This is a genomic window from Pantoea sp. SGAir0418 (assembly GCF_043529865.1).
In genome coordinates this window covers 332,454-357,074 of the sequence record NZ_CP027912.1, presented here as the reverse complement: position 1 = coordinate 357,074, position 24,621 = coordinate 332,454, and the positions used below count along the sequence as shown (strand labels likewise).

Below are 24,621 nucleotides of genomic sequence, written 5' to 3'. Positions count from 1 at the left end.
AGGCGGTTAATAATGAAAATGCTGGCACATCAGACTGCCACACCGGTTTCACCTGCATCCACGTGCCATTACGCCCTTGAGGTGAACGGCGCGACTCACTCCATCAGCAGCTACCGCGATACCTCGCTGCTGCTGGTGCTGCGTAATCAACTCCAGCTTAACGGACCCAAATATGGCTGCGGCCTGGGCGAATGCGGCGCCTGCACCGTGCTGATCGATGGCGTTGCCGCGCGCGCCTGCGTGATCCCGGCGTATGGCGTGCGTCAGCGCGCTATCACCACGCTGGAAGGCCTGGGCAACCGCGACGCACTGCACCCGGTGCAGCAGGCGTTTATTGAGGCGCAGGCCGCACAATGCGGTTACTGCCTTAACGGCATGATCATGACCACCGCCGCGCTGCTGCGCGCTCAGCCCTGCCCTGATGACCGGCAGATACGTGCGGCGCTGAGCGGTAATCTGTGCCGCTGTGGCACCCATCAGGAGATTCTGTGCGCGGTGAAGCGCGCCATCACCTTATGCCTGCAGCAGGCGGAGGCGGCATCATGAGTGCGGCTAACGTCCCCACGCAGCAGCAGTTGCTGGCAGCCAGCGACATCCTGTTGATTGTCGATGAGATTCAGCCGCCGCCGGGGCTGGTGCCCAAAGGCCAGACGCCGACGCTGAAAGCCAAAGAGCGCGCACTGTTTCTGGCTATTGACGGTTCCGGCCGCGTATGGGCCTTCAATGGCCATGTCGATCTCGGCACCGGGGTGAAAACCGCGCTGACGCAAATCGTCGCCGAAGAGCTCAATCTGCGCATGGATCAGGTACATATGGTGCTGGGCGATACGCTGCGCGTGCCCAACCAGGGCGCCACCATCGCCAGCGCCACATTGCAAATTTCTGCCGTACCGCTGCGTAAAGCGGCTGCAACGGCGCGCCAGTGGCTGTTACAGCAGGCCGCCGCGCGCTGGCAGCTGCCGGTGGAGAGCATCACGCTGGACAGCGGTTTCCTGCAGCACCCCGGCGGTGAGCAATTGTCATTTGCCGAACTGGTGCAGCAGCAGCGCAGCATCGTGCCGATTGATCATCAGGTAACACTCAAGCCCGCCAGTGAATATCGCTTAGTTGGTACCAGCTCGGCGCGGGTAGATATTCCCGCCAAAGCCACCGGCGAACTGACGTGGGTGCATGACCTGCGCGTGCCCGGTATGCTGCACGGCCGGGTCATTCGTCCACCGTATGCGGGCTATGACACCGGCAGCTTTGTCGGTACCTCATTGCTCAGCATTGACGAAAGCTCGATCGCGCATCTCGAAGGCATCGTGAAAGTGGTGCAGATCGCGGATTTTGTCGGCGTGGTGGCCGAGCGCGAGGAGCAGGCCATCGCCGCGATGGACGCATTACAGGTGCGCTGGAAGCCATGGGAACACAGCCTGCCGGACCTGCGCGATATCGAACAGGCTATTCGTGATAATCCCCGCACCTCGCGCGTGGTGCATGACAGCGGTGAAGTGGATGCCGCGCTGGCGAATGTCGCGCAGCGTTTTACCCGCAGCTATGTCTGGCCCTATCAGTTGCATGCGTCGATTGGCCCTTCCTGTGCGGTGGCCGACTATCAGCCTGATTCGCTGCAGGTGTGGAGCGGTACGCAGAATCCGCACCTGCTGCGCGCCGATCTGGCATGGCTGCTGGAGAGGCCGGAAGAGACCATTGAAGTGAACCGCATGGAAGCCGCCGGTTGCTACGGTCGCAACTGCGCCGATGACGTGGCCGCCGATGCGGCGCTGTTGTCGCGCGCAGTAGGCCAGCCGGTGCGGGTACAGCTGACGCGCGCCCAGGAACACGTGTGGGAGCCGAAAGGCACTGCACAGCTGATGGAGGTGGACGGCGGGCTGGACGCGCAGGGCAATCCGCAGGTGTATGATTTCACTACGTCTTATCCGTCCAACGGCGCACCCACCCTTGCGCTGCTGCTGACCGGCCGCGTCGATCCGGTGGCGCTGGCGTATGAAATGGGCGATCGCACCTCCATTCCACCTTACGATTTTCCCCATCTGCGCGTCACCATTGAGGACATGGCGCCGATTGTGCGCGCCTCGTGGATGCGCGGCGTTTCGGCCCTGCCCAACACCTTTGCCCATGAATCCTATATGGATGAGCTGGCCCACGCGGCAGGCGTCGATCCGGTGGAGTACCGGCTGCGCTACATTCAGGACGATCGCGCCGCCGAGCTAATGCGCTCCACCGCTGCGCGCGCAGACTGGACGCCGCGCACCGCCATTCAGCAGACCGCCAGTGAACCCGGCATTTTGCGCGGACGCGGTTTTGCCTACGCACGCTATATTCACAGCAAATTTCCCGGCTTCGGCGCCGCCTGGGCTGCCTGGGTCGCGGATGTCGCGATTGATAAGCAGAGCGGCGAGATCGCCGTTACGCGCATCACCGTGGGCCATGATGCCGGCATGATGATCAACCCGGAAGGGGTAAAGCATCAGATTCACGGCAATGTCATTCAGTCCACCAGCCGGGTGCTCAAAGAACAGGTGACGATTGAAAGCAACCTGATCGCCAGCCAGGAATGGGGCAGCTACCCGATCCTGACGTTTCCGGAAGTGCCGGATATCGACGTGATGATGGTGCCGCGCCCGCACGAACCGCCGCTCGGCGCGGGGGAATCCGCGTCGGTGCCCAGCGCCGCGGCCATCGCTAACGCGGTTTTTGATGCCACCGGTATCCGTTTTCGTGAATTGCCCATTACCGCTGACAAACTGCGTCAGGCGCTGAACGGCCCCGATCCGCAGCCGGAGCCACAGCTGGCCGCACCGGCCCAAACCGCCCGCCGCCGCCGCCGAAAATGGGCGCTGGGTGGCGTAACAGGATTGCTCGGCCTCGCCGCTGGCGTGGCGATTAACGCGCTGCCGTGGCGCGCACCGATTGCGCCCGTGACACCCCGGCCGCCGGAAGCTGGTCGGCAGAGATGCTGGAACGCGGTCGTCAGGTGGCCGCCGCCGGTGACTGCGCGGTATGCCATACCACGGAAGGGCGCGCGACCAATGCCGGCGGCCTGAAGATGGAGACGCCGTTTGGCACGCTGTACACCACCAACATCACGCCGGATAAACAGACCGGCATCGGCAGCTGGTCATTTAACGCCTTCGATCGCGCCATGCGCGAGGGCATCAGCCGCGACGGTCATCATCTCTATCCGGCGTTTCCTTACACCAGCTTTCGCCAGCTGAGCGAAGGCGATATGCAGGCGCTGTACGCCTGGCTGATGTCGCAGCCGGCGGTACAGCAGGCACCGCCAGAAAACCAGATGCGCTTTCCCTATAACCTGCGCTTCCTGATGGCGGGCTGGAACGCGCTCTACCTCGGACGCGGCGAATACCAACCTGACCCCCGTAAAAGCGCCGAATGGAATCGCGGTGCCTATCTGGTGAACGGAGCCGGACACTGCGGTGCCTGCCACTCGCCGCGTAATCTGCTGGGCGCGGAAAAACGCGGGGACAATTTCCTCGCCGGTGGCTGGGTCGACGGCTGGGAAGCGCCCGCGCTCAATCAGCTGAATAAAGCCCCGCAGCCCTGGACGGCGCAGTCGCTGTATAACTACCTGCGCAGTGGTTACGATGCGCAGCACGGCGTTGCCGCCGGACCAATGGCACCGGTGGTAAGCCATCTCGCCACCCTGCCGGAAGCCGACGTGCGCGCCATGGCCAGCTATCTGGCAGACATTAATGGTCAGGCAGCGCGCCCTGTCGCTGTGCCGGCGGCAAAACCGGCATGGAACACTGCCGCGGGGGAACGGCTGTTTAAAGGCGCCTGTCAGGCCTGCCATAGCGCCAGCGAGGGCGGACCGCAGTTGTTTGGCGTCAGCCCATCGATGGCCAACAGCAGCAGCATAACCAGCGCGACGCCGGATAATCTGTTACAGGTGGTGCTGCACGGTATCGACAAACCGGCAACCGATGCGCTCGGTTATATGCCCGGCTTTGCCGCCAGCTTGTCGGATAAGCAGGTTGCGGATATTGCTGCCTGGCTGCGCCAGCGCTACGCACCTGACCAACCGGCGTGGCAGAATCTGAGCGAAAAAGTGGCGCAGGTGCGCGCTAATCCCGGCAGCCACTGACCCATTCAGGCGCGCTGCAGGTCAGCGGCTTGCCCCGGATCGTGGCAGATCCGCGTCGCGGATCGTGCCCTGATGGGCCGGCAGAGTGATGAGAATGGCCGGGTCGAGCAGCGCGCGGGCACCGCTGTCGCCCTGCAGTTGAGCGAGCGCCGCGCCATAGTGCGCGGCAAATCCCACCGGGTGGCCCGGCTGGTTTTGCCAGCTGAGCCGTACCTGCGGCGCACCGTTGCGCAGCGCCTGCGCCACGCATTGATGATCCTCCGCCCTCACCCACGCCATATCACCGGGTACGATCAGCCAGCCATGCCAGTGGGCGGTGGCCCGCACGCCAGCGGCAATGCTTTCACCGCTGCCGGCGCTGGCAATAGTGCAGGTCGCGACGCCGCACTGCTGTGCCAGCTGTTGAATAGCGCGATCTTCCGGCCGGATAATAAGGAGAAGCGGCAAACCGCTGCGCTGCGCCTGCTGCAGCGTCAGCTTCAGCAGCGGCTGAGGCACGCCATTATCGTCAGGATACGGCGCCAGTAGTTTGTGCCCGGTACCGCCGGCCTGACGAAAGCGGCTGCCGAGACCGGCAGCAAGAATGAGGATGCCTGGCGTCTGCATACAAGGATTGCTTCCGGAAGTTGGGGCGCACAGTATGGCGCGCCCCGGCCGGGTTAGCGACGGTTTTTCCACACCGTCTGGATGTTACAGAACTCGTGGACGCCGAAGCTGGAGAGTTCGCGGCCATAACCACTCTTTTTCACGCCACCAATAGCGACGCGCGGATCGGAGGCGCCGTTGCCGTTGATAAACACCGCGCCGGTTTCCAGCTGCTCTGCCAGTTCCTGCGCCAGCGCTTCATTGCCGCTCCACACGGTGGCGCTCAGGCCAAACTCGCTGTCATTCGCCAGCTGCAGTGCATGTTGCGCATCGCGCGTGACGGTGATCGCCGCCACCGGCCCGAAGATCTCCTGACGAAAAGCGGTCATCGCGGGCGTGACGTCGGCAAGAATGGTTGGCGCATAATAGTTGCCGACGCCCTCGATCTTGTGGCCGCCCAGCACCAGACGTGCACCCTGTTGCAGGGTTTCCTGCACCTGATGATCCAGTTCATCACGCAGATCGTAGCGTGCCATCGGACCGATATAAGTCTCTTCCTGCAGCGGATCGCCCACTTTCAGTGCCTGCACGGCTGCGCTGAAACGCGCCTCAAACGCCTCTGCGATGCTCTCTTCAATGATGAAGCGTTTGGCTGCCATACACACCTGCCCGCTGTTCTGGTAGCGTCCTGTGACCGCTGAGGCCACTGCCGCATCCAGATCGGCATCGGCCAGCACGATAAAAGGATCGGCACCGCCTAGCTCCAGCACGGTTTTTTTCAGTACCGCACCGGCCTGAGCGGCGATCGCGCCACCCGCGCGCACGCTTCCGGTTACGGCAATGGCCGCGACGCGCGGATCTTTAATGGCGGCAGAGACACCGTCGTTATCAACGTTGATTACATTGAATGCGCCGCGCGGCAGATCGGTCGCAGCAAACAGTTCCTGCATCAGCCGGGCGCAGCCCATGACGCTCGGAGCGTGCTTCAGCAGGTAGGTGTTGCCCGCCAGCAACATGCTGACCGCGCCGCGCAGGACCTGCCAGTAAGGAAAATTCCACGGCATCACCGCCAGGATCACACCGAGTGGACGAAACGATTGCCATGCCTGCTGGTTTTCCACCAGCGTGGGCTGATCGGCCAGCATTGACGGTCCGTGTTCAGCATACCAGTCACACAGGCTGGCGCATTTCAGGACTTCGGCACGCGCCTGCGCAATTGGTTTACCCATTTCCAGCGTAGCGAGCGTAGCCAGTTGCTCCTGACGCTGGCGCAGCTGCTCACCCAGCTGACGCAGTACCTTCACGCGCTGTGCCATCTCTGTGTTACGCCACTGCGCAAAGGCGCTGGCGCTTTGCTGTAAAGCCGTTTCCAGCTCGGCTGCACTCTGCAGGGGATAAGTGGCAATGATTTCGCCGCTGGTGGGATTACGTGAAATAACGTGATCAGTCATAGGATGCCTTCGTCAGATAATCGGGTTGATCAGAGTGAGGTCTACCTTACGCCAGCCATCAGGTGATGAAAAATGAATAGATGAGAGCAAGTTGTTCACCTGAAATGAATTGAGAGGCAGCGCAGGTCGGAAGATTTTCACTTTCCACCCTCACAGGGTGATTTAAAGACGTAAGCGAATAATCTGCAGGTTACGCTTATCAGCATCAGTCGCCTCAACGGGTTATCCACTTATACAGTGACTAGATCTTAAAGAAAGATCATAAAGAGATCTAAAAGAGATCCTAAGAGATCCCCGATCGCGGCAGGCCGCACCCGACAAGGGCTGAGAAGGTGATCGTGTTCACTATAATCAGTAAAGTATCCACTATAGTCAGTACTTTATTCACTATAGACAGTAGAATGTTCACTATAAACAGTGTTAATGTTCACTGTAATCAGATACCGATCCTTTTCATCCACAGAATGAAGATCTCAGGCTATGGCAGATAAAGAGAGTGAAAACAAGGCGTTACTTGAACCTTTTCTGTCGGTGACGAAAAACAGTGGTGAAGTTATTCAGCTTCATCCCAATAAAAATAACACCGTACAACCGGTCGCACTAATGCGCCTGGGTCTGTTTGTTCCTACCCTGAAGTCAACGGCGCGCGGAAAATCCGGCGCAATGGCTTCAACCGATGCCACCAAAGAGCTCAAAAACCTGTCGCTGGTGAAAGCGGAAGGTTATGAAAAGATTACCATCACTGGCGCACGGCTGGATATGGATAATGATTTCAAAACCTGGGCCGGCATCATTCAGTCTTTCTCGCGTTATCCGTCGAAAGGCGACACCGTCACGCTGCCGTTTATCGACTTCGTCAAGATGTGCGGTATTCCCTCAGCCAACTCGTCCGCGGCGCTGCGTAAGCGTCTTGACGCCTCGCTGCGACGCATCGCAACCAATACCCTGTCGTTTGAGGGGAATGGTAAGGCCTACCACACGCACCTGGTGCAGTCGGCTTACTACGATCGTGAGAAAGATCTGGTGCGTATTCAGGCCGATCCTAAGCTGTTTGAGCTGTATAACTTCGACCACAAGGTGCTGCTGCAGCTGCGTGCTATCTCGCGCCTCAAGCGTAAGGAGTCGGCGCAGGCGCTGTATACCTACCTGGAAAGCCTGCCCACTAATCCGGCGCCTATCTCCCTGGCGCGCTTACGCATGCGCCTTAATCTCGGCTCAAAAACCACCACGCAAAACCATGTGGTGCGGCGCGCCATGGAGCAACTGAAAGAGATTGGCTATCTGGACTACTCCGAAGTGAAACGGGGCCGTTCGGTATTTTTCATCATCCACAGCCGCACACCCAAACTCGATGGTATCAGTAATCTGGAAAGTATCGATTCGCTGGAAGACCTCGATTTCGAAGACTGACTTCACCCATTCACTGTAATCAGTCAGCCCTCTTCCCGCAGTGTCACTGAGCCTAAAAGTGACACTGCCGCTTTCCCCTCATTCACTGTAATCAGCGCAACCTAATCTGTTCACTGTAATCGGTAGCATTCACTGTAATCAGTGGTCGCTGCCGGTATCGCCTGTTCCGTAAAAACCCTCCAAAGTTCCTTTTCATGCATAACAGTGCTTTTATTGATAGTGGGTACTTACCAGGTGGGTTGACAGACACCTTGCCTGTGCCTTCAGAGACCGTCTGGCTGATTACAGTGAATGTCTGGTCTGCCGGGCGATTCTGCTGACCACAGTGAACACGTAAGCATACGACCTCACTGATTACAGTGAACGATTTATCGTATCTGACTGAAAATTAAGCGTAATAAACGATATACAGTAATACATTCACTGTATTCAGTAATTATGCTGTAAAAGTAACCAGTAAAAGTGACAGGGTTGGTCACTATCGCTGATTACAGTGAATCGTGGGAGGGTTTACCGACTATAGTGAACGTCATTTCATGACGAAACGGCTCTCTGCGTTACTGATTGCAGTGAACGTTCTCAACACTCCCCTGCCCTCACCGCAGGCACTGGTCTGCAAGGGAGATAAAGCCAGCTACTGACTACAGTGAACATTATTGGGGCTGAGGCGTAGCGGGCATTTACTGATTACAGTGAACGTGTTTGTCAGGTCTTGCTGCCTCAAAGCGCAGCGCGCGCCAGCTCGCCTGCTGATTACAGTGAATGTTGTTAGCTGAGTGCCCTTCCCTGTGCTGCGCGACCATCTCTCAACCTGGCGCGATAAAGATGATCGGATTTACTGATTACAGTGAATGCTCAGTCAGGCAGGTCAGCAATTCAGGCTTAAACACACTTTTCCTTTTACTGACTACAGTGAATGCGCCGCAGCGAAAAGCTATGAATATCTGCTCGCGGTCACATTACTGATTACAGTGAACATTGACGAAAAGGCGTTCATAGTTTACTGACTACAGTGAATGCCGCTGGCATCGACGTCGCAGTTTACTGATTACAGTGAATCTTATACCTGCATCAATCGATGCGCTGGCAGATTGCCGCAAGGAAGGCGGCCCTGAACATCGCACTGCACTGCACTGCACTGCACTGCACTGTACGGCGCTCGCCGCGACGCAGCCCAATCTTCCTGCAGGCGATGCTCGCCAGCCCGCAATCGCAAACCGCGTAATTTGCATCGTGTGCAGCTTCTCCCCTTCTCACTGGCTGGCAGCACCCCCTCACACCGTCATTGCAGGCAGTCAGTGAGGGAAGAATGTAGTGGGCTTGTGCTGACTACAGTGAATCCTGACCATTGCGTGAGCGGATGATGCGCGGAACCACTGACTACAGTGAACATTTACTTTTGCGCACTGGCTCACCCTGGCGCCGGTAGCACTGTCCCTGCGCTAAGAATCACTGATTACAGTGAATCTTACGGCAGGGTTACTGATTGCAGTGAATGTTCTGCCGAGTACAGTGAACGCAGTTCATTCCTTTTCGCCACCCGCTGATTACAGTGAACGTGCGGGCTGCTCTGTCAGGTAACGGCGCGCCGTATTTCACCGTAATCGCCCGCTTCTGCCACACATGTCGGTTACTGATTACAGTGAACAGTGGCAGAGTGCCGCCCTTACGCCGAGCACATTTTCATCAATTGATGGGTAAACAATCAACGCGCACTACTGACTGCAGTGAACGTCTGGTTTAACCCCCTATTGCAAAAGGTCTTTTTACAACGCGAGCCGATGATGAACAGATGAGATAGATTTGCCTCATGTGCAGGATTTCGGTATAAAGTCATAAATCCTACATGTGTGGAGCAAGTATGGCTAACGATGAGAAGCAGGTTCTGAAAGTCGCTCAACGCTCAGAAAGAATGCTGATGAGCCTGACGGAGCAGATTCAGGCGCAAAAAGAAGAGTTACACGAGAATACTTTTTACCAGGTTTATGCCAAAGCGGCGTTAGCCAAGTTGCCCAAGCTGACGCGCGCCAGTGTCGATTACGCGGTTAACGAGATGGAAGAAAACGGCTATCCGTTTGATAAGCGCGCGGCCGGCAGTTCCACCAAGTACGCGATGTCGATCCAAAATATTATCGACATCTACCATCATCGCGGCGTCCCGAAATACCGCGATCGCCATCCTGAAGCGTTTACGCTGTTTGTCGGTAACCTGAAAGGCGGCGTGTCTAAAACCGTTTCCACGGTATCGCTGGCGCACGCGCTGCGCGCGCATCCGCACCTGCTGTTCGAAGATTTACGCATCCTGGTTATCGATCTCGATCCTCAGTCTTCGGCCACCATGTTCCTGAATCATGAACGTTCGGTCGGTTTGGTTGAAGCCACCGCAGCTCAGGCGATGCTGCAAAACGTCAGCCGCGACGAGCTGAAAAGCGAATTTATTGTGCCGTCGATTATTCCAGGCGTTGACGTACTGCCTGCCTCTATCGATGACGCTTTCATTGCCTCACGCTGGGAAGAGCTGTGTGCAGAGCATCTGCCGCAGCAAAACGTGCATGCGGTGCTGTATGAAAACGTGGTGGCTAAGCTGAAAAAAGATTACGACTTCATCTTTATTGACAGCGGCCCACATCTGGATGCCTTCCTGAAAAACGCCATTGCCGCTTCCGATTTGCTGATGACGCCGGTGCCGCCGGCACAGGTTGATTTCCACTCCACGCTGAAGTATCTGACGCGCCTGCCCGAGCTTATCGACATCATCGAAGAGTCGGGAGCCACCTGCCGGTTGCAGGGCAACATTGGCTTTATGTCCAAGCTGTCGAATAAAGCGGACCACAAGATGTGTCACAGCCTGGCGAAAGAGATATTTGGCGGCGATATGCTGGATGCGGCGCTACCTCGGCTGGATGGCTTTGAACGCTGCGGTGAATCGTTCGACACGGTTATCTCCGCTAACCCATCGACTTATGTCGGCAGCAGCGAAGCCCTGAAAAACGCGCGTTCGGCGGCAGAAGACTTTGCCAAAGCCGTCTTTGATCGTATTGAATTTATCCGCCTGAACTGAGGTTATTATGAGCGCAAAAAGAATCACTATTGGCCGCACCTTCAGCCAGAGCCCGTTACAAAATGAACCCAGCGAGGATGGTCACTCCCAGACGTTCATCCTTTCCACCGGTAAACGCGCCCTGTTCACCCTGGAACACATCACGGCTAAAGAGATAGAAGAACGTACGTACGTGGTGATGGAAACCAACGGCCGTGACCAGTCCGGTCTCACGCCAGAGTCACTGCGCGATATCATCCGTACCATTAAACTGCAGCAGTTCTTCCCGGCCATCGGCGTGAAGCGTGGCGATCGGATTGAAATCCTCGATGGTTCGCGTCGTCGGGCGGCCGCGCTGCACTGTAAAACCGGGCTGGATGTGCTGGTTACCGACGTTGCCATCTCTGCCGAAGAAGCCCGTCGTCTGGCGCAGGATATCCAGACCGCGCGTGAGCATAATCTGCGTGAAGTCGGCATGCGTTTGCTGTCACTGAAAGACAGCGGCCTGTCGCAAAAAGAGATTGCGCAGAGTGAAGGGCTGTCACAGGCAAAAGTGACCCGCGCGCTGCAGGCTGCCAGTGTGCCGCTGGAGCTGGTCACCCTGTTCCCGAACCATTCAGAGTTGACCTATCCTGACTACAAAACGCTGTTGCAGGCCTACGAAAAACTGCAGGAAACCGGTCAGACGGTAGACGCTCTGATTGAAACCATCGGTATGGATGTGGACAGCGTTTGTGCGCGTGAAGGCCTGGCGGAAGATGAAGTCAAGAATGGCATCCTGCGGCTGGTCCGTAACGGTAGCCAGACGCTGGTGCAGGCGCCGGCAAAAGATAAAGTGGTGGCGACACCGTTGTGGACCTTCGCAGATAAAGACCGTTACGCCCGTAAGAAAACGCGCGGACGCATGTTTAGCTATGAGTTTAACCGCCAGTCCAGAGAGTTACAGGAAGAGCTGGATCGCGTTATCACCGAGACGCTGAATAAGTATCTCAATCAGTAGTAGCGCTTTACCTCCGATGACCAGCAATCTGTAGCAGCACAATCCCGTACAACCTGAACCGTGCCGCTACAGATTGTTACCTGACCCACCTGATTTCCCCCCCAAAATTTCATCCTTCGCCAGCGTGATTTCAGCGCTAAGTGCATGAAATCAAATCAACCTTAGCCGGAATTTCAGGCTGAAATCGCCATTCCCTCAATATAATACGGTGAAACCGCGCCATCGCCGTCTGAAACTTTAAAATGGCCAGCTTTGCTGGATGCGAAAGCAACAGTGAAACCAGCAGGGGGAATCCTTAATGAAATTTGCCGGAATCAGGTGACATTCGCCATGGCGATTTCACCCCTAACCGTTTGAAAATAGGGTTTTTATTTTCAGGATTTCAGGCTGAAATCGCCCGAATTTCACAGCAAATCTTCATGCTGCCGTGAGAAAACGGGGATTTAGCCAGACGATATTCAATGTGTTATCCACAGAAAACGTGGATAACTTTTACTGTAGCCCCTATGCCATAAGCGCCGTCTGGCTGGGCGACTGCCACACTGCATCACGCACGCGCACCGGTTTATGAATCAAACCGAGCGCATAAAAGCGGTCAGCGATAGTTTGCTGTTCTTTGATGACGTGGAAAACCATGGCCCGCGTCTGGTGGCTGCGACGGGATAAGGCACGTTCCACGGCTGCGAACTCCAGCCCCAGTTCCTGCGCCAGCATAGTGGCGGCTTCATGGCGATGATTATCGATAAAGGTCCCGGTTTGCTGCAGGCTCGTTACCAGCTGCTGCACGATATCGTCATGCTGCTGCACATAATCATGGCGCGCCAGATAAAACTGGTGGTTGCGCACCCGGCCTTCGCCCTTCTCCAGCACGCGCAAATCGGCGTTGCTTTCTGCGGCACTCAGCAGCGGATCCCACATCATCCATGCATCGACGGCCAGATAATCGCTGGCTGTGAGCGGATATTTCGGCGGCGTGTACACCACTTTAATTTCATCCAGACCGATGCCGGCTTCCTCCAGCAGCTGCAACAGCAGCCAGTGAACATTCGATCCTTTATTGACCGAGATACGCTTACCCCGCAAATCTGCCAGGCTGTGGATAGTACTGTCGCGTGGCACCACAATCCCAACGCTGCCCGGCGCGGGTGGCTCCCAGGCGATATAAGTCACGGCGTTACCACTGGCCTGAGCGAAAATGGGCGGCACCTCACCGGTGGTGCCAAAATCAATCTCATTATTCTGCAGCGCATACAACAGTTGCGGACCGGCAGGGAATTCACTCCACACCACGCTGATACCCTGCTGGTTGAAGCACTGTTCCAGCGTCTGGCGCGCTTTCAACACGCCAAGATTGCCAAATTTCTGATAGCCGATACGCAACTCGCGTTCAGGGCGCGCGGCCCCGCTGGCGTGCGCGAAGGCCATGACGGCGGACTTGCGCCGCCCTTTTATGACGCCCATCTGTGCCAGATGCGTGCGCAGCGTGTGCCGGCTAATGCCCAGCAGCGTGGCGGCCTGAGTCTGATTGTTGTCCGCTATTTCCAGTGCATTACTGATCAGACTCTGAATCACCCGATCAAACAGCTGTTGCGGTTCGCGCGTAATCTGCTGGCGCAGGAAGCTATCCAGCGTCGAATCGTCCGTTTCGCTGTATGCGCGTTCACTGTAACCTGCCAGCCGCAGTTGCGTCGGTGTCAATGTCTCATCGCGACTGAGCAGCACCGCATTGTGCAGCGTATTCTCCAGCTCACGAATATTGCCGGGCCAGCTGTAATCGCGCAGCGCTTCCAGCGCGTCAGGCGACAGGCGACGCGCCGGACGGCCAAGTCGGCGTGCGTACAGGGAGAGGAAATGCTGTGCCAGCAGCGGGATGTCCTCGCGACGCTGGCGCAGCGGTGGCAGGGGAACAACGGCGATATTCAGGCGATAAAACAGATCTTCACGAAAACGCCGTTCGCGAATTGCCTGCGCCAGATCGACATGGGTTGCGGCGATAACGCGCACGTCTATTTTAATGGCCTTGCGTGAACCGACGCGCGTAATTTCACGCTCCTGAAGGACGCGCAGCAGTTTAACCTGCAGCGGCAGGCTCAGTTCACCTATCTCATCCAGCAGCAGCGTGCCGCCCTGCGCCGCTTCAAACCAGCCAGGGTGCGCCTGAGTCGCGCCGGTAAAGGCACCTTTCTCATGTCCAAACAATTCAGCTTCTGCCAGGCTTTCCGTCAGAGCGCCGCAGTTGACGGCCAGAAACGGGGCATGCCGGCGTGGACTGTGGTGATGCAGATAACGGGCGACCACTTCTTTGCCGGTGCCGGTTTCGCCCACAATCAGTACCGTGGCGTCGGTGGGTGCGAATTTATCCAGCAGCGACTGGAAAGCCAGCGATGCCGGGTCGACCAGGCGAGGTGAATCTGGTTGATTGTAAGGTGTCAGCATGAGGGTGGCTCCTGTAAAGGTCTGCCATCACGCTAAACCCGGCAAGTGGCAATGAACAGCAGGAAAAAAGCATAAGCAGTTGCATATGCAGCAAATGCTGTTGGCGTTGCGTTGCAATTGCAACAGACATTACGCGCTCTGATGACCTAACTGACTGAAAATGCACAATCTCTGTTTCGTTAAAACCTGGCATGCTTTTCGCTTAGGCCTATATAACCAAATAGAAAGTTAAGAATGAACGTTTTTTCATAAAGTTATATAGGATAAGCATAATGGCCGATTCTGCGCACGAGAGCATAAATGTCTTCTGGTTCCTGCCGACGCACGGCGATGGCCGTTACCTGGGTACCACAGAAGGAGGACGCCCGGTTGATTTAGCCTATTTACAGCAGGTCGCGCTGGCCGCCGACAATCTGGGCTTTTACGGCGTCCTCATTCCGACAGGGAAAAGCTGTGAGGATTCCTGGCTGGTGGCTTCCGCGCTGGCACCAATGACGCGCCGGCTGCGCTATCTGGTCGCCGTACGGCCAGGGTTACAGCCACCCACGCTGGCAGCGCGCATGGCTACCACACTGGATCGTCTGTCGGAAGGCCGTCTGCTGATTAACGTGGTCACCGGCGGCGATCCGGTGGAGAACAAAGGCGACGGCATCTTCCTCAACCACAGTGAACGTTATGAAGTGACTCGCGAGTTTCTGGATGTGTATAGCCGGCTGATGCGCGGCGAAAAAGTGGATTATCAGGGCGAGCATATTCAGGTTGAAGGCGCTGAGGTGCTGTTTCCACCGGTGCAGGAAAACGGTCCACCGCTCTACTTTGGTGGCTCATCGGAGGCAGCGATCGACGTGGCGGCGCAGCAGATTGACACCTATCTCACCTGGGGAGAGCCACCGGCGCAGGTAGCAGAAAAACTGGCGGTCGTGCGTGAGCGCGCTGAGTCACGCGGCCGGAAACTCGAATACGGTATCCGCCTGCATGTGATTGTGCGTGAAACCGAAGAAGAAGCCCGAGCGGCGGCGGATAAACTGATTGCCCATCTGGATGACGATACCATCGCTCAGGCGCAGAAGATTTTTGCCCGCATGGATTCCGCCGGTCAGGCGCGCATGAGTGCGCTGCACAACGGTTCGCGTGATAACCTCTACATTGCGCCGAATCTGTGGGCAGGCGTCGGACTCGTACGCGGCGGTGCCGGCACTGCACTGGTAGGCAGCCCGCAGCAGGTCGCTGAACGCATTCGGGAATACCAGGCGCTCGGCGTGACTAACTTCATTCTTTCGGGCTATCCGCATCTGGAAGAGGCCCATCGCGTGGCTGAATTGCTGCTGCCGCTGTTACCGCTGGCCCACGGTCAGCAGCAGCGCGCCCGTACCATTAACACTGGCCCGTTTGGTGAAACCATCGGCGGCGATAAGCGCCCATCGGCGAAACAGACGAGCGCCAGCTGATGCAGGAGAAGGCGATGGCAACAGCGCACATCATTATTGTCGGCGGGGGCTTCAGCGGCACAGCGCTGGCGATCCACCTCGCCCGCACGTCGCTCGTGCCGCTACTGATTACAGTGGTCGAACCGCGCGCCAGCCTCGGCGCCGGTGTTGCCTATTCCACGCCGGAACCGGCACACCGTATCAACGTGCCGGCTGCGCGTATGCAGCTCAGCGGAGAAGAGCAGGGCGCCTTTGATCGCTGGTATCGTCAGCAGCCGGAATGTTCACTGGATTCAGCAGCACACTGTGCCGATGGCGCGGTGTATCCGCAGCGCGCGCTGTTTGGCCGCTATCTGGCGCAGCAGTTTGCCGCCGCCGCTGAGGCGCATCCACATGTCACTCTGCGTCACGTTCAGGCGCGTGCGCTGGCGTGGGAAGGGCAACGACTGCTGTTGAGTAACGGTGAAACCCTGACTGGCGACATCCTGGCGCTGGCGATCAGCCATCCACCGCCGTCGCTGCCACGCATGCTACAGCCGTTTGCCGACCATCCGGCGCTGATTGCCAACCCGTGGCAGCCAGGCGTGCTGGATAGCGTTGAGCCTGACGCATCAGTGGCGATTGTCGGCACCGGCCTGAGCATGGCTGACGTGGTGGCTTCGCTGGCGACGCGTCAGCATCAGGGGCCGCTGCTGGCGTTCTCACGGCGCGGACAACTGTCACGCGCCAATCTCAGCGGCGAATGGCCGGAGTGGACACTGGCCGCGCAACCTCAGCCCAGCGCGCGTCGCTGGCTGCGGCATATTCGTGATGAAGTCGCTCGCGCTGCCGCGCAGCAGCTGCCGTGGCAGCGCGTGCTTGATGAGGTGCGTGTGCAGGGACAAGCCATCTGGCAATCACTTCCGCTGCCTGAACAGCGACGCTTTGCGCGTCATCTGCGTTCATGGTGGGATGTGCATCGCTATCGCATTGCCCCACAGGTCGCCGCCGTCATCGCCCGGCGACAGCAGCAGGGTAGCCTGCAGGTATTGGCCGCTCGCCTCGTGGCGATTCACGCTCACCCGCAGCAGCTGGAAATCACCCTGCGTCAGCGCGATGGCACCCGGCAAAACCATTTGCTGGATAAACTAATTGTCACGACCGGACCGGGACATGAAGCGCTGACGACCAGCCAGCCGCTGCTGCAATCGCTCAGTGAGCAGGGCCTGATCCGCGCCGATGCGCTCGGCTTCGGCATTGATGTGGATCACCACTCGCGCACCCTCAACCGGCACGGCCAGCCCAACGCACGCCTGTTTGTCGTGGGCCCGGCGGCGCGCGCCCGCTTTGGCGAGCTGATGGGGTTGCCGCAGGTGGCCGATCACGCGGCCGCCGTAGCGGATGAAATTCTTAAGGTATTGCCTGTCGCTCACGCTGAGCGATGTCCCCCTTCCGCCTCCTGAATACTCAACATCCTGAAAATTAACTGACGAACGCCGGGTCGCTGCACGATCACGGCCTCGCTATGGAGATTGCTATGCCATCGCAACGCGAAATACGCCTGAATGCCTTTGATATGAACTGTGTCGGTCACCAGTCGCCCGGACTCTGGGCCCATCCCCGTGACCGCTCATGGCAGTATAAAGATCTGGAATACTGGGTTGATTTGGCGCGCCTGCTGGAGCGCGGCAAGTTTGACGGCCTGTTCATAGCCGATGTGCTCGGCATTTACGATGTGCTGAACGGCAACGGTGACGCGGCGATACGCCAGGCCACTCAGGTGCCGGTGAACGATCCGCTGGCGTTGATTACGCCGATGGCGCTGGTCACAGAGCATCTCGGTTTCGGCTTAACGGCCTCGCTGTCGTTTGAGCATCCTTATCCGTTCGCGCGCCGTTTGTCGACGCTGGACCATCTGACCAAAGGCCGCATTGGCTGGAACATCGTTACCTCCTATCTGGAGAGCGGCGCGCGCAACATTGGTCATAAAGCGCAAACCGATCATGACAGCCGGTATGACTATGCCGATGAGTACCTGCAGGTGGTCTATAAACTGCTGGAAGGCAGCTGGGAGCAGGATGCGGTGCTGCGCGATCGTCAGCGTCGTATTTTCAGCGATCCCGGCAAAATCCATCCGATTAACCATCAGGGTACCTTCTTCAACGTACCGGGCATCCATCTGTGTGAACCCTCGCCGCAGCGCACGCCGGTGCTGTATCAGGCTGGTGCATCGAGCCGCGGCAAACAGTTTGCCGCTGAGCACGCAGAATGTGTGTTTGTCGCCGCGCCGTCCAAAGTGCTGTTAAAGAAAACCGTGGCCGACATCCGGTGTCGTGCAGCCGAAGCCGGTCGCGATCCGCGCAGTATTTTGATCTTCAACCTGCAGACGGTGATTGTTGGTGAAACCGATCGGGCGGCGCAGGCGAAGTGGCAGGAGTATAAAAACTGGGTCAGCTACGAAGGCGCGCTGGCGCTGGTTTCTGGCTGGACCGGCATCGACTTTGGACAATATCAGCCGGACCAGGTGCTGAAATACCTGCACACCAACGCCATTCAGTCAGCGGTTGAAACCTTCTCTACTGCCGATCCCGATCGTCAATGGACGGTGAAAGCGCTGGCCGACTGGGTGGGCATCGGCGGTTTTGGCCCGCTGCTGGTGGGCAGTGCGGCAACGGTGGCGGATGAGTTGCAGAGCTGGGTAGAGGAGACCGACGTGGATGGTTTCAACCTGGCGTATGCGCTGACCCATGAAACCTTTGAGGATGTGGTCGAGCTCCTGATTCCGGAGCTGCAAAAACGCGGCGTTTACAAACAGGATTACGCCGCGGGCACGCTACGCGAAAAGCTGTTTGCCGCCGGGGCGCAGCTCAGCGCGCCGCATCCGGGTGCTGGCTATCGCGTACGCAGCGCGCAGCAGCAGGAGGTCATATGATCGAAATCGAGCGCCTGAGCAAGCACTACCGTGCGCCGGACGGTCGCGTCACTGAAGTGCTGAAAAACATCACGCTGCAGGTGCCGGAAGCCAGCATCACCGCGGTGGTCGGACCGAGCGGTGCCGGAAAATCTACGCTGGCGAAATGCATCAGCCTGCTGGAGCAGCCGAGCGGCGGCAGCATCCGGGTTAACGGCAGCGATTTATCCCGGCTGGATGGCGAAGCGCTGCGCCGCGCGCGTCGCGCCATCGGCACGGTATTTCAGTCTTCCGCGCTGCTGCAGCGTAAAAGTGCCTGGGAAAATATCGCGCTGCCGCTGCGCTATCTTGGCGTGGTCGAGCGCGATATCCGCGCCCGCGTCGGCGAGCTGCTGGAGAGTGTCGGGCTGAGCCACAAAGCCAGCGCCTTTCCCGCCCAGCTCTCCGGTGGGCAGCGGCAGCGCATCGGTATTGCCCGCGCGCTGGCGCTGCGTCCCTCTGTACTGCTGGCCGACGAAGCCACCTCCGGTCTCGATCCGGAAGCGACGGCCACCATCCTTGAGCTGCTGAAAAAAATGCGTGACGACTACCGGCTGGCAATCGTGCTGATCACCCACGAAATGGATGCCGTACGTCAGGCGGCGGATGCGGTTGCCGAGATTCGCGATGGAGAGATAGTGCAGTATGGCACCGTCAGTGCGCTGCTGGCACAGCCGGACAGCGTGCTCGGCCAGCGGCTGCTGCCGCTGACGGCACAAGTCAGTGATGCCGGACTGGTGCTGCAGCTTAGCTACCGTACCGATGTCGCGGTGGCCAGCGACTGGATTTCGCGCATCAGCCAGCAGTTCGCTTTAAAGGTGGATCTGCTGGGTGCGCATGTCGAGCGGGTCAATGGCGTCCAGGCCGGACGGTTGCAGGTGGGCATTCATTTTCAGCAGGAGCAGGTGCCGCTGGCACGGTTGCTGACGCAGCTGGAGCAGTATGGCCTGGCGGCCAGCGTTGCTGTCAGCGTGCCGCCGTTACGGGAGGCGGTATGAGCGTATCCGTGATAAGCCAGGACACGCCCTGGCCTGAAATTCCGGCACTGATGCTGCCGGCGCTGGGTGAAACCGCGCTGATGGTCGGCATCGTGATGCTGTTTGTGGTGAGCCTCGGTGGCGTGGTCGGCGTGGTGCTGTTTAACACCTCGCCGCGCGGCCTGTTTCCGCAGCGCGGTGTGCATCGGGTGCTGAGCTGGATCGTCAATATGGGGCGCTCGTTACCGTTTCTGGTGCTGATGGCGGCCATCATTCCGTTTACCTTCTGGCTCACCGGCACCACCATCGGCATTCCGGCGGCGGTGGTACCGATGATCGCCGCCGGTATTCCTTTCTTTGGCCGCCTGGTCGACAACGCATTACGCGAGCTGCCCGGAGAAGTTACCGCCGTGGGGCTGGTGTGCGGCGGTTCGCGCTGGCAGATCATCCGCTCCGCCCAGCTGAGTGAAGCGCTGCCGGCGATTGTCGCAGCTATCACGCTCAACCTGATCTCCATGATTGAGTACTCGGCCATCGCCGGCACCATTGGCGCTGGCGGCATTGGCTACCTGGCGGTGGTGTATGGCTATCAGCGGTTCGATAACCACATCATGATCGCCACCATCGTGGTGTTAATTGCACTGATTCAGACCATTCAATTTTTCGGCGACCGGCTGGTTGCGGCCTTGCGCCATCCTCAGGGGACATCGTTATGACAACACAAGAATTTGAGTTACGTAAAACACGCCGCTGGCCGTGGCTGCTGCTGATTATAGTGGTCATTTTGCTGGCCGTCGCTGGCTGGTTGTGGCGCAGCCAGCAGCCGCAGGCGGTGGTGTTTGGCACCATGCTGAAAGTGCATTATGAGCCGGCAATGGCCGGGGAACAGAAGCTGATCGACTATGTGGGTGAGCATATCGCGCCGGACTACGGCCTGAAGCTGGAGGCGGTCGGTGTGCAGGATCCGGTGCAGGCGGACCGTGCGGTAGCAGAAGGGCAGTATGCTGCGACGGTCTATCAGCATCAGTGGTGGCTGAAGCAGGTGGTCGATGCTAACGGCTTCCAGCTCACTTCCAGCCTGCCTCTGTTCCAGTGGGCCTTTGGTATTTACTCCGATCGTTACCACTCGGTGGCGGATCTGCCGCAGGGCGCAACCATTGTGGTGCCCGACGATGGGGCGAATCAGGGCCAGGCGCTCTGGCTGCTGGCGCGTCAGGGATTGATCACCCTCGATCCAACGGTAGAACCGCGCACCGCCAAACTGAAAAACATTGTCGGTAATCCGCACGGTTTCGTGTTCAAAGAGCTGGATCTGCTGACCATGCCGCGGGCGCTCAATTCGGTCGATGCGGCGATTGGTTATGTGTCGCAGTTTGACGCCGGTAAAGTCCCGCGTGACAAAGGTATTCTGTTCCCGCCCGCGCCGCGCACCTTTGCCTCGCAGCTGGTGATTGGTACGCCTTACCTGGAGCAGGAGAACATCGTCAAACTCAGGCAGGCTTTTGCCGATCCGCGCGTGCAGCAGTGGCTAAAAACCACCGATGACCCGCTGGTCAAAGGCGTACTGGTGCCGGTTTCTGCTGAATAACTTTACTGCCGAATACGCTACCCGGACCCGCATTGCGCGTCCGGGTTTTAGTGTTGGTGTCTTTGTTATCTTATTGATTATATTGTAATTAATAGCAAATATTGTTGCTTTGGTTCCCTGCATAAAGCGCTTATAACCACCTCACCTGCACAACAAAAACAGACGTGAGGCGTTATGAGTACTCTTCCTTTAGAAAACACCTTGCCGGCTTCGCAACCGGTACGTTCGGTCAGTGATGTGGCAAGGCTGATCAACACCCGCAGTAGCAAAAACAACTATGCGCGCATGATTGTGTTTCTCGCGTTGGGTGGCGTGTTCCTCGACGCCTACGACCTGACCACACTGTCGTACGGCATCGATGACGTGGTGCGCGAGTTCCAGCTATCGCCGTTCACCACCGGGCTGGTCACTTCATCCATCATGGTCGGCACCATCGTCGGCAACCTGATTGGTGGCTGGCTGACGGATAAGTACGGCCGCTATTCGGTGTTCATGGCCGACATGCTGTTTTTTGTCGTATCGGCGATTGCGGCGGGCTTAGCACCCAACGTCTGGGTGCTGATTGGCGCGCGCTTCCTGATGGGCATTGGCGTAGGCATCGATCTGCCGGTGGCGATGTCTTATCTGGCGGAATTTTCTAAATTTGCCGGCAAAGGCAACAAAGCCGCACGGCTCGCGGCCTGGTGCCCGATGTGGTATGCGGCTTCCACTGTGTGTTTCCTGCTGATTTTTGGCCTCTATTTTCTGCTGCCTAAAGATCATCTCGACTGGCTGTGGCGCGCCTCGCTGCTGTTTGGCGCGGTACCTGCGCTGTTGATCATCGCGGTGCGCAGTAAGTTCATGAATGAATCACCGTTGTGGGCCGCGAATCAGGGCGATCTGACCTCGGCGGTGCGTATCCTGCGTGATTCGTACGGTATTCATGCACACGAAGCAGAACCAGAAACGCCACCCGCGGCGGCGGCGCCGAAGGTGAGTTTTCGCGTACTGTTCCAGAAGCCGTGGCGTGAACGCACCATCGTTGCCGGCGTAATGAATATCTGTATTTCGTTTGAGTACACCGCCATCGCCTTCTTCCTGCCGTCGATACTGGCGCAATTTCTTGGTGCCGGTGTGTTCGAGACTATCTCAGCTTCGCTGGGGCTGAACGCGCTGTTTGCCTTTACCGGCGGGCTGCTGGGGATGCGCCTGGCGTGGAAATATCCGTCACGCCACGTGGCGATCGCTGGCTTTGCGCTGCAGTTTTTGGCGCTGGTAGCGCTGGCGTTGATTGGCCACCCGCAGGCGCTAGTGGGCATCGTATTCGCGGTGCTGATGCTCGGGCTGTGGCTGTTCGCTGAAGGCTTTGGCCCGGGCGCGCAGCTGATGGTCTATCCGGCGCTCTCGTATCCTACCTCGATTCGCGCGACCGGTGTCGGCTTTAGTCGTGCGCTGTCGGGCATCGGCAGTGCGCTGGCGCTGTTCATTCTGCCAATTCTGCAGGCGGCGCTCGGCACCAACATGTTCTGGGTGGTATCGCTGGCCGCCATCATTCCGATCTTTTTCCTGCTGGCGGTGCGTCACGAACCGACCCGCCACGACATCGACGACCTTTCCCCTCAGGAGTAAAACATGAGCATTCTCTCTACCGGTACTGACTATGACACGCTGGCGGCGCACTTCCGACCGCTGTTTGCCCGCATCGCGGCGGGCGCGGCGGAACGCGAGCGTACGCGTACCTTGCCTTATGAACCACTGCAGTGGCTGAAGGAGGCCGGCTTTGGCACGGTGCGTATTCCACAGCAAAAAGGTGGCTGGGGCGCCTCGCTGCCGCAGCTGTTTCAGCTGTTGACTGAGCTGGCGGAAGCGGATTCCAACCTGCCGCAGGCGCTACGCGCGCACTTTGCTTTTGTCGAGGACCGGCTCAACCAGCCGGACAATGTGGAGCGCGATGCGTGGTTTCGCCGTTTTGTTGATGGCGAGCTGGTGGGCAGCGGCTGGACGGAGATTGGCAACGTCAGGCTGGGCGACGTGATCACCCGCGTTACGCCTGCCGCCAATGGCTGGACGCTAAATGGCGAGAAGTTTTACAGCACCGGTGCGCTGTTCGCCGACTGGATAGACGTTTACGCACGCCGCGATGACAATCAGGGTGACGTGATCGCGCTGGTTAATACGCATCAGCCGGGCGTCACGCGTGAAGATGACTGGGACGGATTTGGCCAGCGCCTGACCGGCAGCGGCACGACGCGCTTCGAGCACGCGCATGTGGAGACGCAGCACGTGTATGATTTTGCCACGCGCTTCCGTTATCAGACCGCGTATTACCAGCATGTGTTGCTGGCGACGCTGGCGGGCATTGCGCGCGCGGTGGCGCGGGACGGCGCGGCAGCCGTTGCCGCACGAAACCGCGTTTACAGTCACGGCAACGGAGCTGCCTCGCGGCAGGATGCGCAGGTGCTGCAGGTGGTGGGCGAGATCACCAGTCTGGCATTTGCCGTCGAAGCCACAGTGATTCGCGCTACCCATTCACTGCAATCAGCGTATGAAGCGCACGTCAGTGCCGATGAAGCGGCCATCGCCGCCATCAACAACCTGGCGGAAGCCGAGGCCGGACAGGCGCAGGTGATCGCCAGCGAGCTGGTGCCGCGTGCTGCCACCGAATTGTTTAATGCGCTTGGCGCGTCGGATACGCGCGTCAGCAAAGCGCTGGATCGTCACTGGCGCAATGCGCGCACCGTCTCGTCGCATAACCCGGTAATCTACAAAGCGCGCGACATCGGTGACTGGAAAGTCAACGGCACGCCGCCAACCGGCATCTGGCAAATCGGCAGGGGAGAGGGGTAACCAGCCTTGATGAACAAACGGCGCCGTTATCGGGCGCCGTTTAATGGCGCATAATCCGGCTGCGTCATGGAATTAGCACGTCATAAGCCGCAACCCGGCGGCTTAAGAGCGGTATTCAATAATATTGAAACCTTCATCAGCCGCTGGCGCTGAGAAATAACGGCTTATGATTTCAAACTGTTTATCTGAAGCGGCAAAATCGTGGGTGCCAGCTGCGTTACGGGCACGTAATCGGCTCTTACACACCTCATCAGGGACGTTAAGGAAATGCAGGTGGTTAGCAGCACCTGATGCTTTAATGATACTCATCATCCATTCACGACTGGCGGGTGTATTAGCCGGAAAATCCAGCACTACCGACATCCCCGCGTTAAGTAATGACACCAGATGCGGTTTCATGGCATTTCTGAGCTTAGAGGAATACTGCACGTAATCCGCGACCGTGTGCATTTCATCGGCATAGAGCGCTGCAAGCCAGCGATCCTCACTGATAATGAGAGTATGTGGTGCAGCGCCTAATTTTGCGGATAACGTAGATTTACCCGACGCAATTTTTCCACATAACAGGTGAAGCGTGGCTTTTTCAGGTGATGCGACATCGGTGGTGTTCATGGCTGACCTCACTGGTTGATTACCGGTAAGGCCCGCCTTACCGGCGGGAAAATGGCAAACGTTATCCCACCTGAACGTGCAAGGTGATAATAATGATTGCGGAAGACAGGGCTGAGCAAGTTTTCATCGTTTTAAACTAACAGGTTAAGTCTCAATAATCACCTGATGCTTTGCTTTAGCTGTGATGGCAGCGTGTTGTTGATAACGGAGTTCGCAGGGGGGAGGGCCGTTT

General features: G+C 58.2%; 16 protein-coding genes and 1 pseudogene. 13 read left to right on the top strand and 4 right to left on the bottom strand.

Translation table 11 applies throughout. The features are described from left to right. Window positions 1-18: 18 nt before the first annotated feature. Window positions 19-546 carry a (2Fe-2S)-binding protein gene (locus C1N84_RS20645; protein WP_058770561.1) on the top strand — a complete coding sequence of 176 codons (528 nt, stop codon included), beginning with the start codon at window positions 19-21 and terminating at the stop codon, window positions 544-546. Then, window positions 540-4,108, top strand: a pseudogene (locus C1N84_RS20640) (molybdopterin cofactor-binding domain-containing protein). The gene C1N84_RS20645 and the pseudogene C1N84_RS20640 overlap by 7 nt, the downstream one beginning before the upstream one ends. Window positions 4,109-4,129: 21 nt before the next feature. Here the strand turns inward: C1N84_RS20640 and C1N84_RS20635 are convergent. Continuing rightward, entirely contained in the window at window positions 4,130-4,714 is a 585-nt protein-coding gene (locus tag C1N84_RS20635) for a nucleotidyltransferase family protein (RefSeq protein WP_058770416.1), read from the bottom strand. A gap of 53 nt (window positions 4,715-4,767) precedes the next feature. Then, window positions 4,768-6,144 (bottom strand): aldehyde dehydrogenase family protein, encoded by a 1,377-nt coding sequence (locus C1N84_RS20630; RefSeq protein WP_264444297.1) that lies wholly within the window; start codon window positions 6,142-6,144, stop codon window positions 4,768-4,770. Between the two features lie 480 nt (window positions 6,145-6,624). Here C1N84_RS20630 and C1N84_RS20625 point away from each other — a divergent pair, with 480 nt between their 5' ends. From C1N84_RS20625 to C1N84_RS20615, 3 genes are all read left to right on the top strand, one after another. Then, window positions 6,625-7,554, top strand: coding sequence for a RepB family plasmid replication initiator protein (locus C1N84_RS20625; RefSeq protein WP_021508802.1), 930 nt, complete (start codon window positions 6,625-6,627; stop codon window positions 7,552-7,554). A gap of 1,861 nt (window positions 7,555-9,415) precedes the next feature. Next, the gene (locus C1N84_RS20620) at window positions 9,416-10,615 is read left to right on the top strand and encodes an AAA family ATPase (RefSeq protein WP_058770419.1); all 1,200 of its coding nucleotides are present in this window, start codon (window positions 9,416-9,418) and stop codon (window positions 10,613-10,615) included. Window positions 10,616-10,622: 7 nt separating this feature from the next. Next, window positions 10,623-11,594 carry a ParB family protein gene (locus C1N84_RS20615; protein ID WP_058780984.1) on the top strand — a complete coding sequence of 324 codons (972 nt, stop codon included), beginning with the start codon at window positions 10,623-10,625 and terminating at the stop codon, window positions 11,592-11,594. A gap of 504 nt (window positions 11,595-12,098) precedes the next feature. On the opposite strand, the gene C1N84_RS20610 is transcribed toward C1N84_RS20615, so the two are convergent. Beyond that, on the bottom strand, window positions 12,099-14,030 hold the full coding sequence (locus C1N84_RS20610; protein ID WP_211724496.1) for a sigma-54-dependent Fis family transcriptional regulator: 1,932 nt from the start codon (window positions 14,028-14,030) through the stop codon (window positions 12,099-12,101). A gap of 272 nt (window positions 14,031-14,302) precedes the next feature. On the opposite strand from C1N84_RS20610, the gene ssuD reads away from it, so the two are divergent. The 8 genes from ssuD to C1N84_RS20570 all read left to right on the top strand — a co-directional run bounded on the left by ssuD (window position 14,303) and on the right by C1N84_RS20570 (window position 23,777). Then, entirely contained in the window at window positions 14,303-15,478 is a 1,176-nt protein-coding gene (gene ssuD, locus C1N84_RS20605; RefSeq protein ID WP_058758931.1) for an FMNH2-dependent alkanesulfonate monooxygenase, read from the top strand. A gap of 14 nt (window positions 15,479-15,492) precedes the next feature. Next, a complete protein-coding gene (locus tag C1N84_RS20600; protein ID WP_211724495.1) occupies window positions 15,493-16,899 on the top strand; it encodes an FAD/NAD(P)-binding protein in 1,407 nt (468 codons plus the stop codon). Window positions 16,900-16,973: 74 nt separating this feature from the next. Further along, a complete protein-coding gene (locus tag C1N84_RS20595; protein ID WP_264444305.1) occupies window positions 16,974-18,368 on the top strand; it encodes an LLM class flavin-dependent oxidoreductase in 1,395 nt (464 codons plus the stop codon). Beyond that, entirely contained in the window at window positions 18,365-19,384 is a 1,020-nt protein-coding gene (locus C1N84_RS20590) for a methionine ABC transporter ATP-binding protein (protein WP_264444307.1), read from the top strand. Before C1N84_RS20595 ends, C1N84_RS20590 begins: the two co-directional genes overlap by 4 nt. Next, window positions 19,381-20,079: a methionine ABC transporter permease gene (locus C1N84_RS20585; RefSeq protein WP_104093475.1), complete on the top strand. Its 699-nt coding sequence runs from the start codon at window positions 19,381-19,383 to the stop codon at window positions 20,077-20,079. Before C1N84_RS20590 ends, C1N84_RS20585 begins: the two co-directional genes overlap by 4 nt. Beyond that, window positions 20,076-20,951 carry a MetQ/NlpA family ABC transporter substrate-binding protein gene (locus C1N84_RS20580; protein WP_264444310.1) on the top strand — a complete coding sequence of 292 codons (876 nt, stop codon included), beginning with the start codon at window positions 20,076-20,078 and terminating at the stop codon, window positions 20,949-20,951. Before C1N84_RS20585 ends, C1N84_RS20580 begins: the two co-directional genes overlap by 4 nt. Before the next feature lie 174 nt (window positions 20,952-21,125). Then, window positions 21,126-22,559, top strand: a complete 1,434-nt coding sequence (locus C1N84_RS20575; protein ID WP_152390888.1) for an MFS transporter — start codon at window positions 21,126-21,128, stop codon at window positions 22,557-22,559. Window positions 22,560-22,562: 3 nt separating this feature from the next. Beyond that, entirely contained in the window at window positions 22,563-23,777 is a 1,215-nt protein-coding gene (locus tag C1N84_RS20570) for an acyl-CoA dehydrogenase family protein (RefSeq protein WP_264444314.1), read from the top strand. A gap of 102 nt (window positions 23,778-23,879) precedes the next feature. Here the strand turns inward: C1N84_RS20570 and C1N84_RS20565 are convergent, their stop codons facing one another. Beyond that, window positions 23,880-24,389 carry an AAA family ATPase gene (locus C1N84_RS20565; protein WP_264444316.1) on the bottom strand — a complete coding sequence of 170 codons (510 nt, stop codon included), beginning with the start codon at window positions 24,387-24,389 and terminating at the stop codon, window positions 23,880-23,882. Window positions 24,390-24,621: the final 232 nt, after the last annotated feature.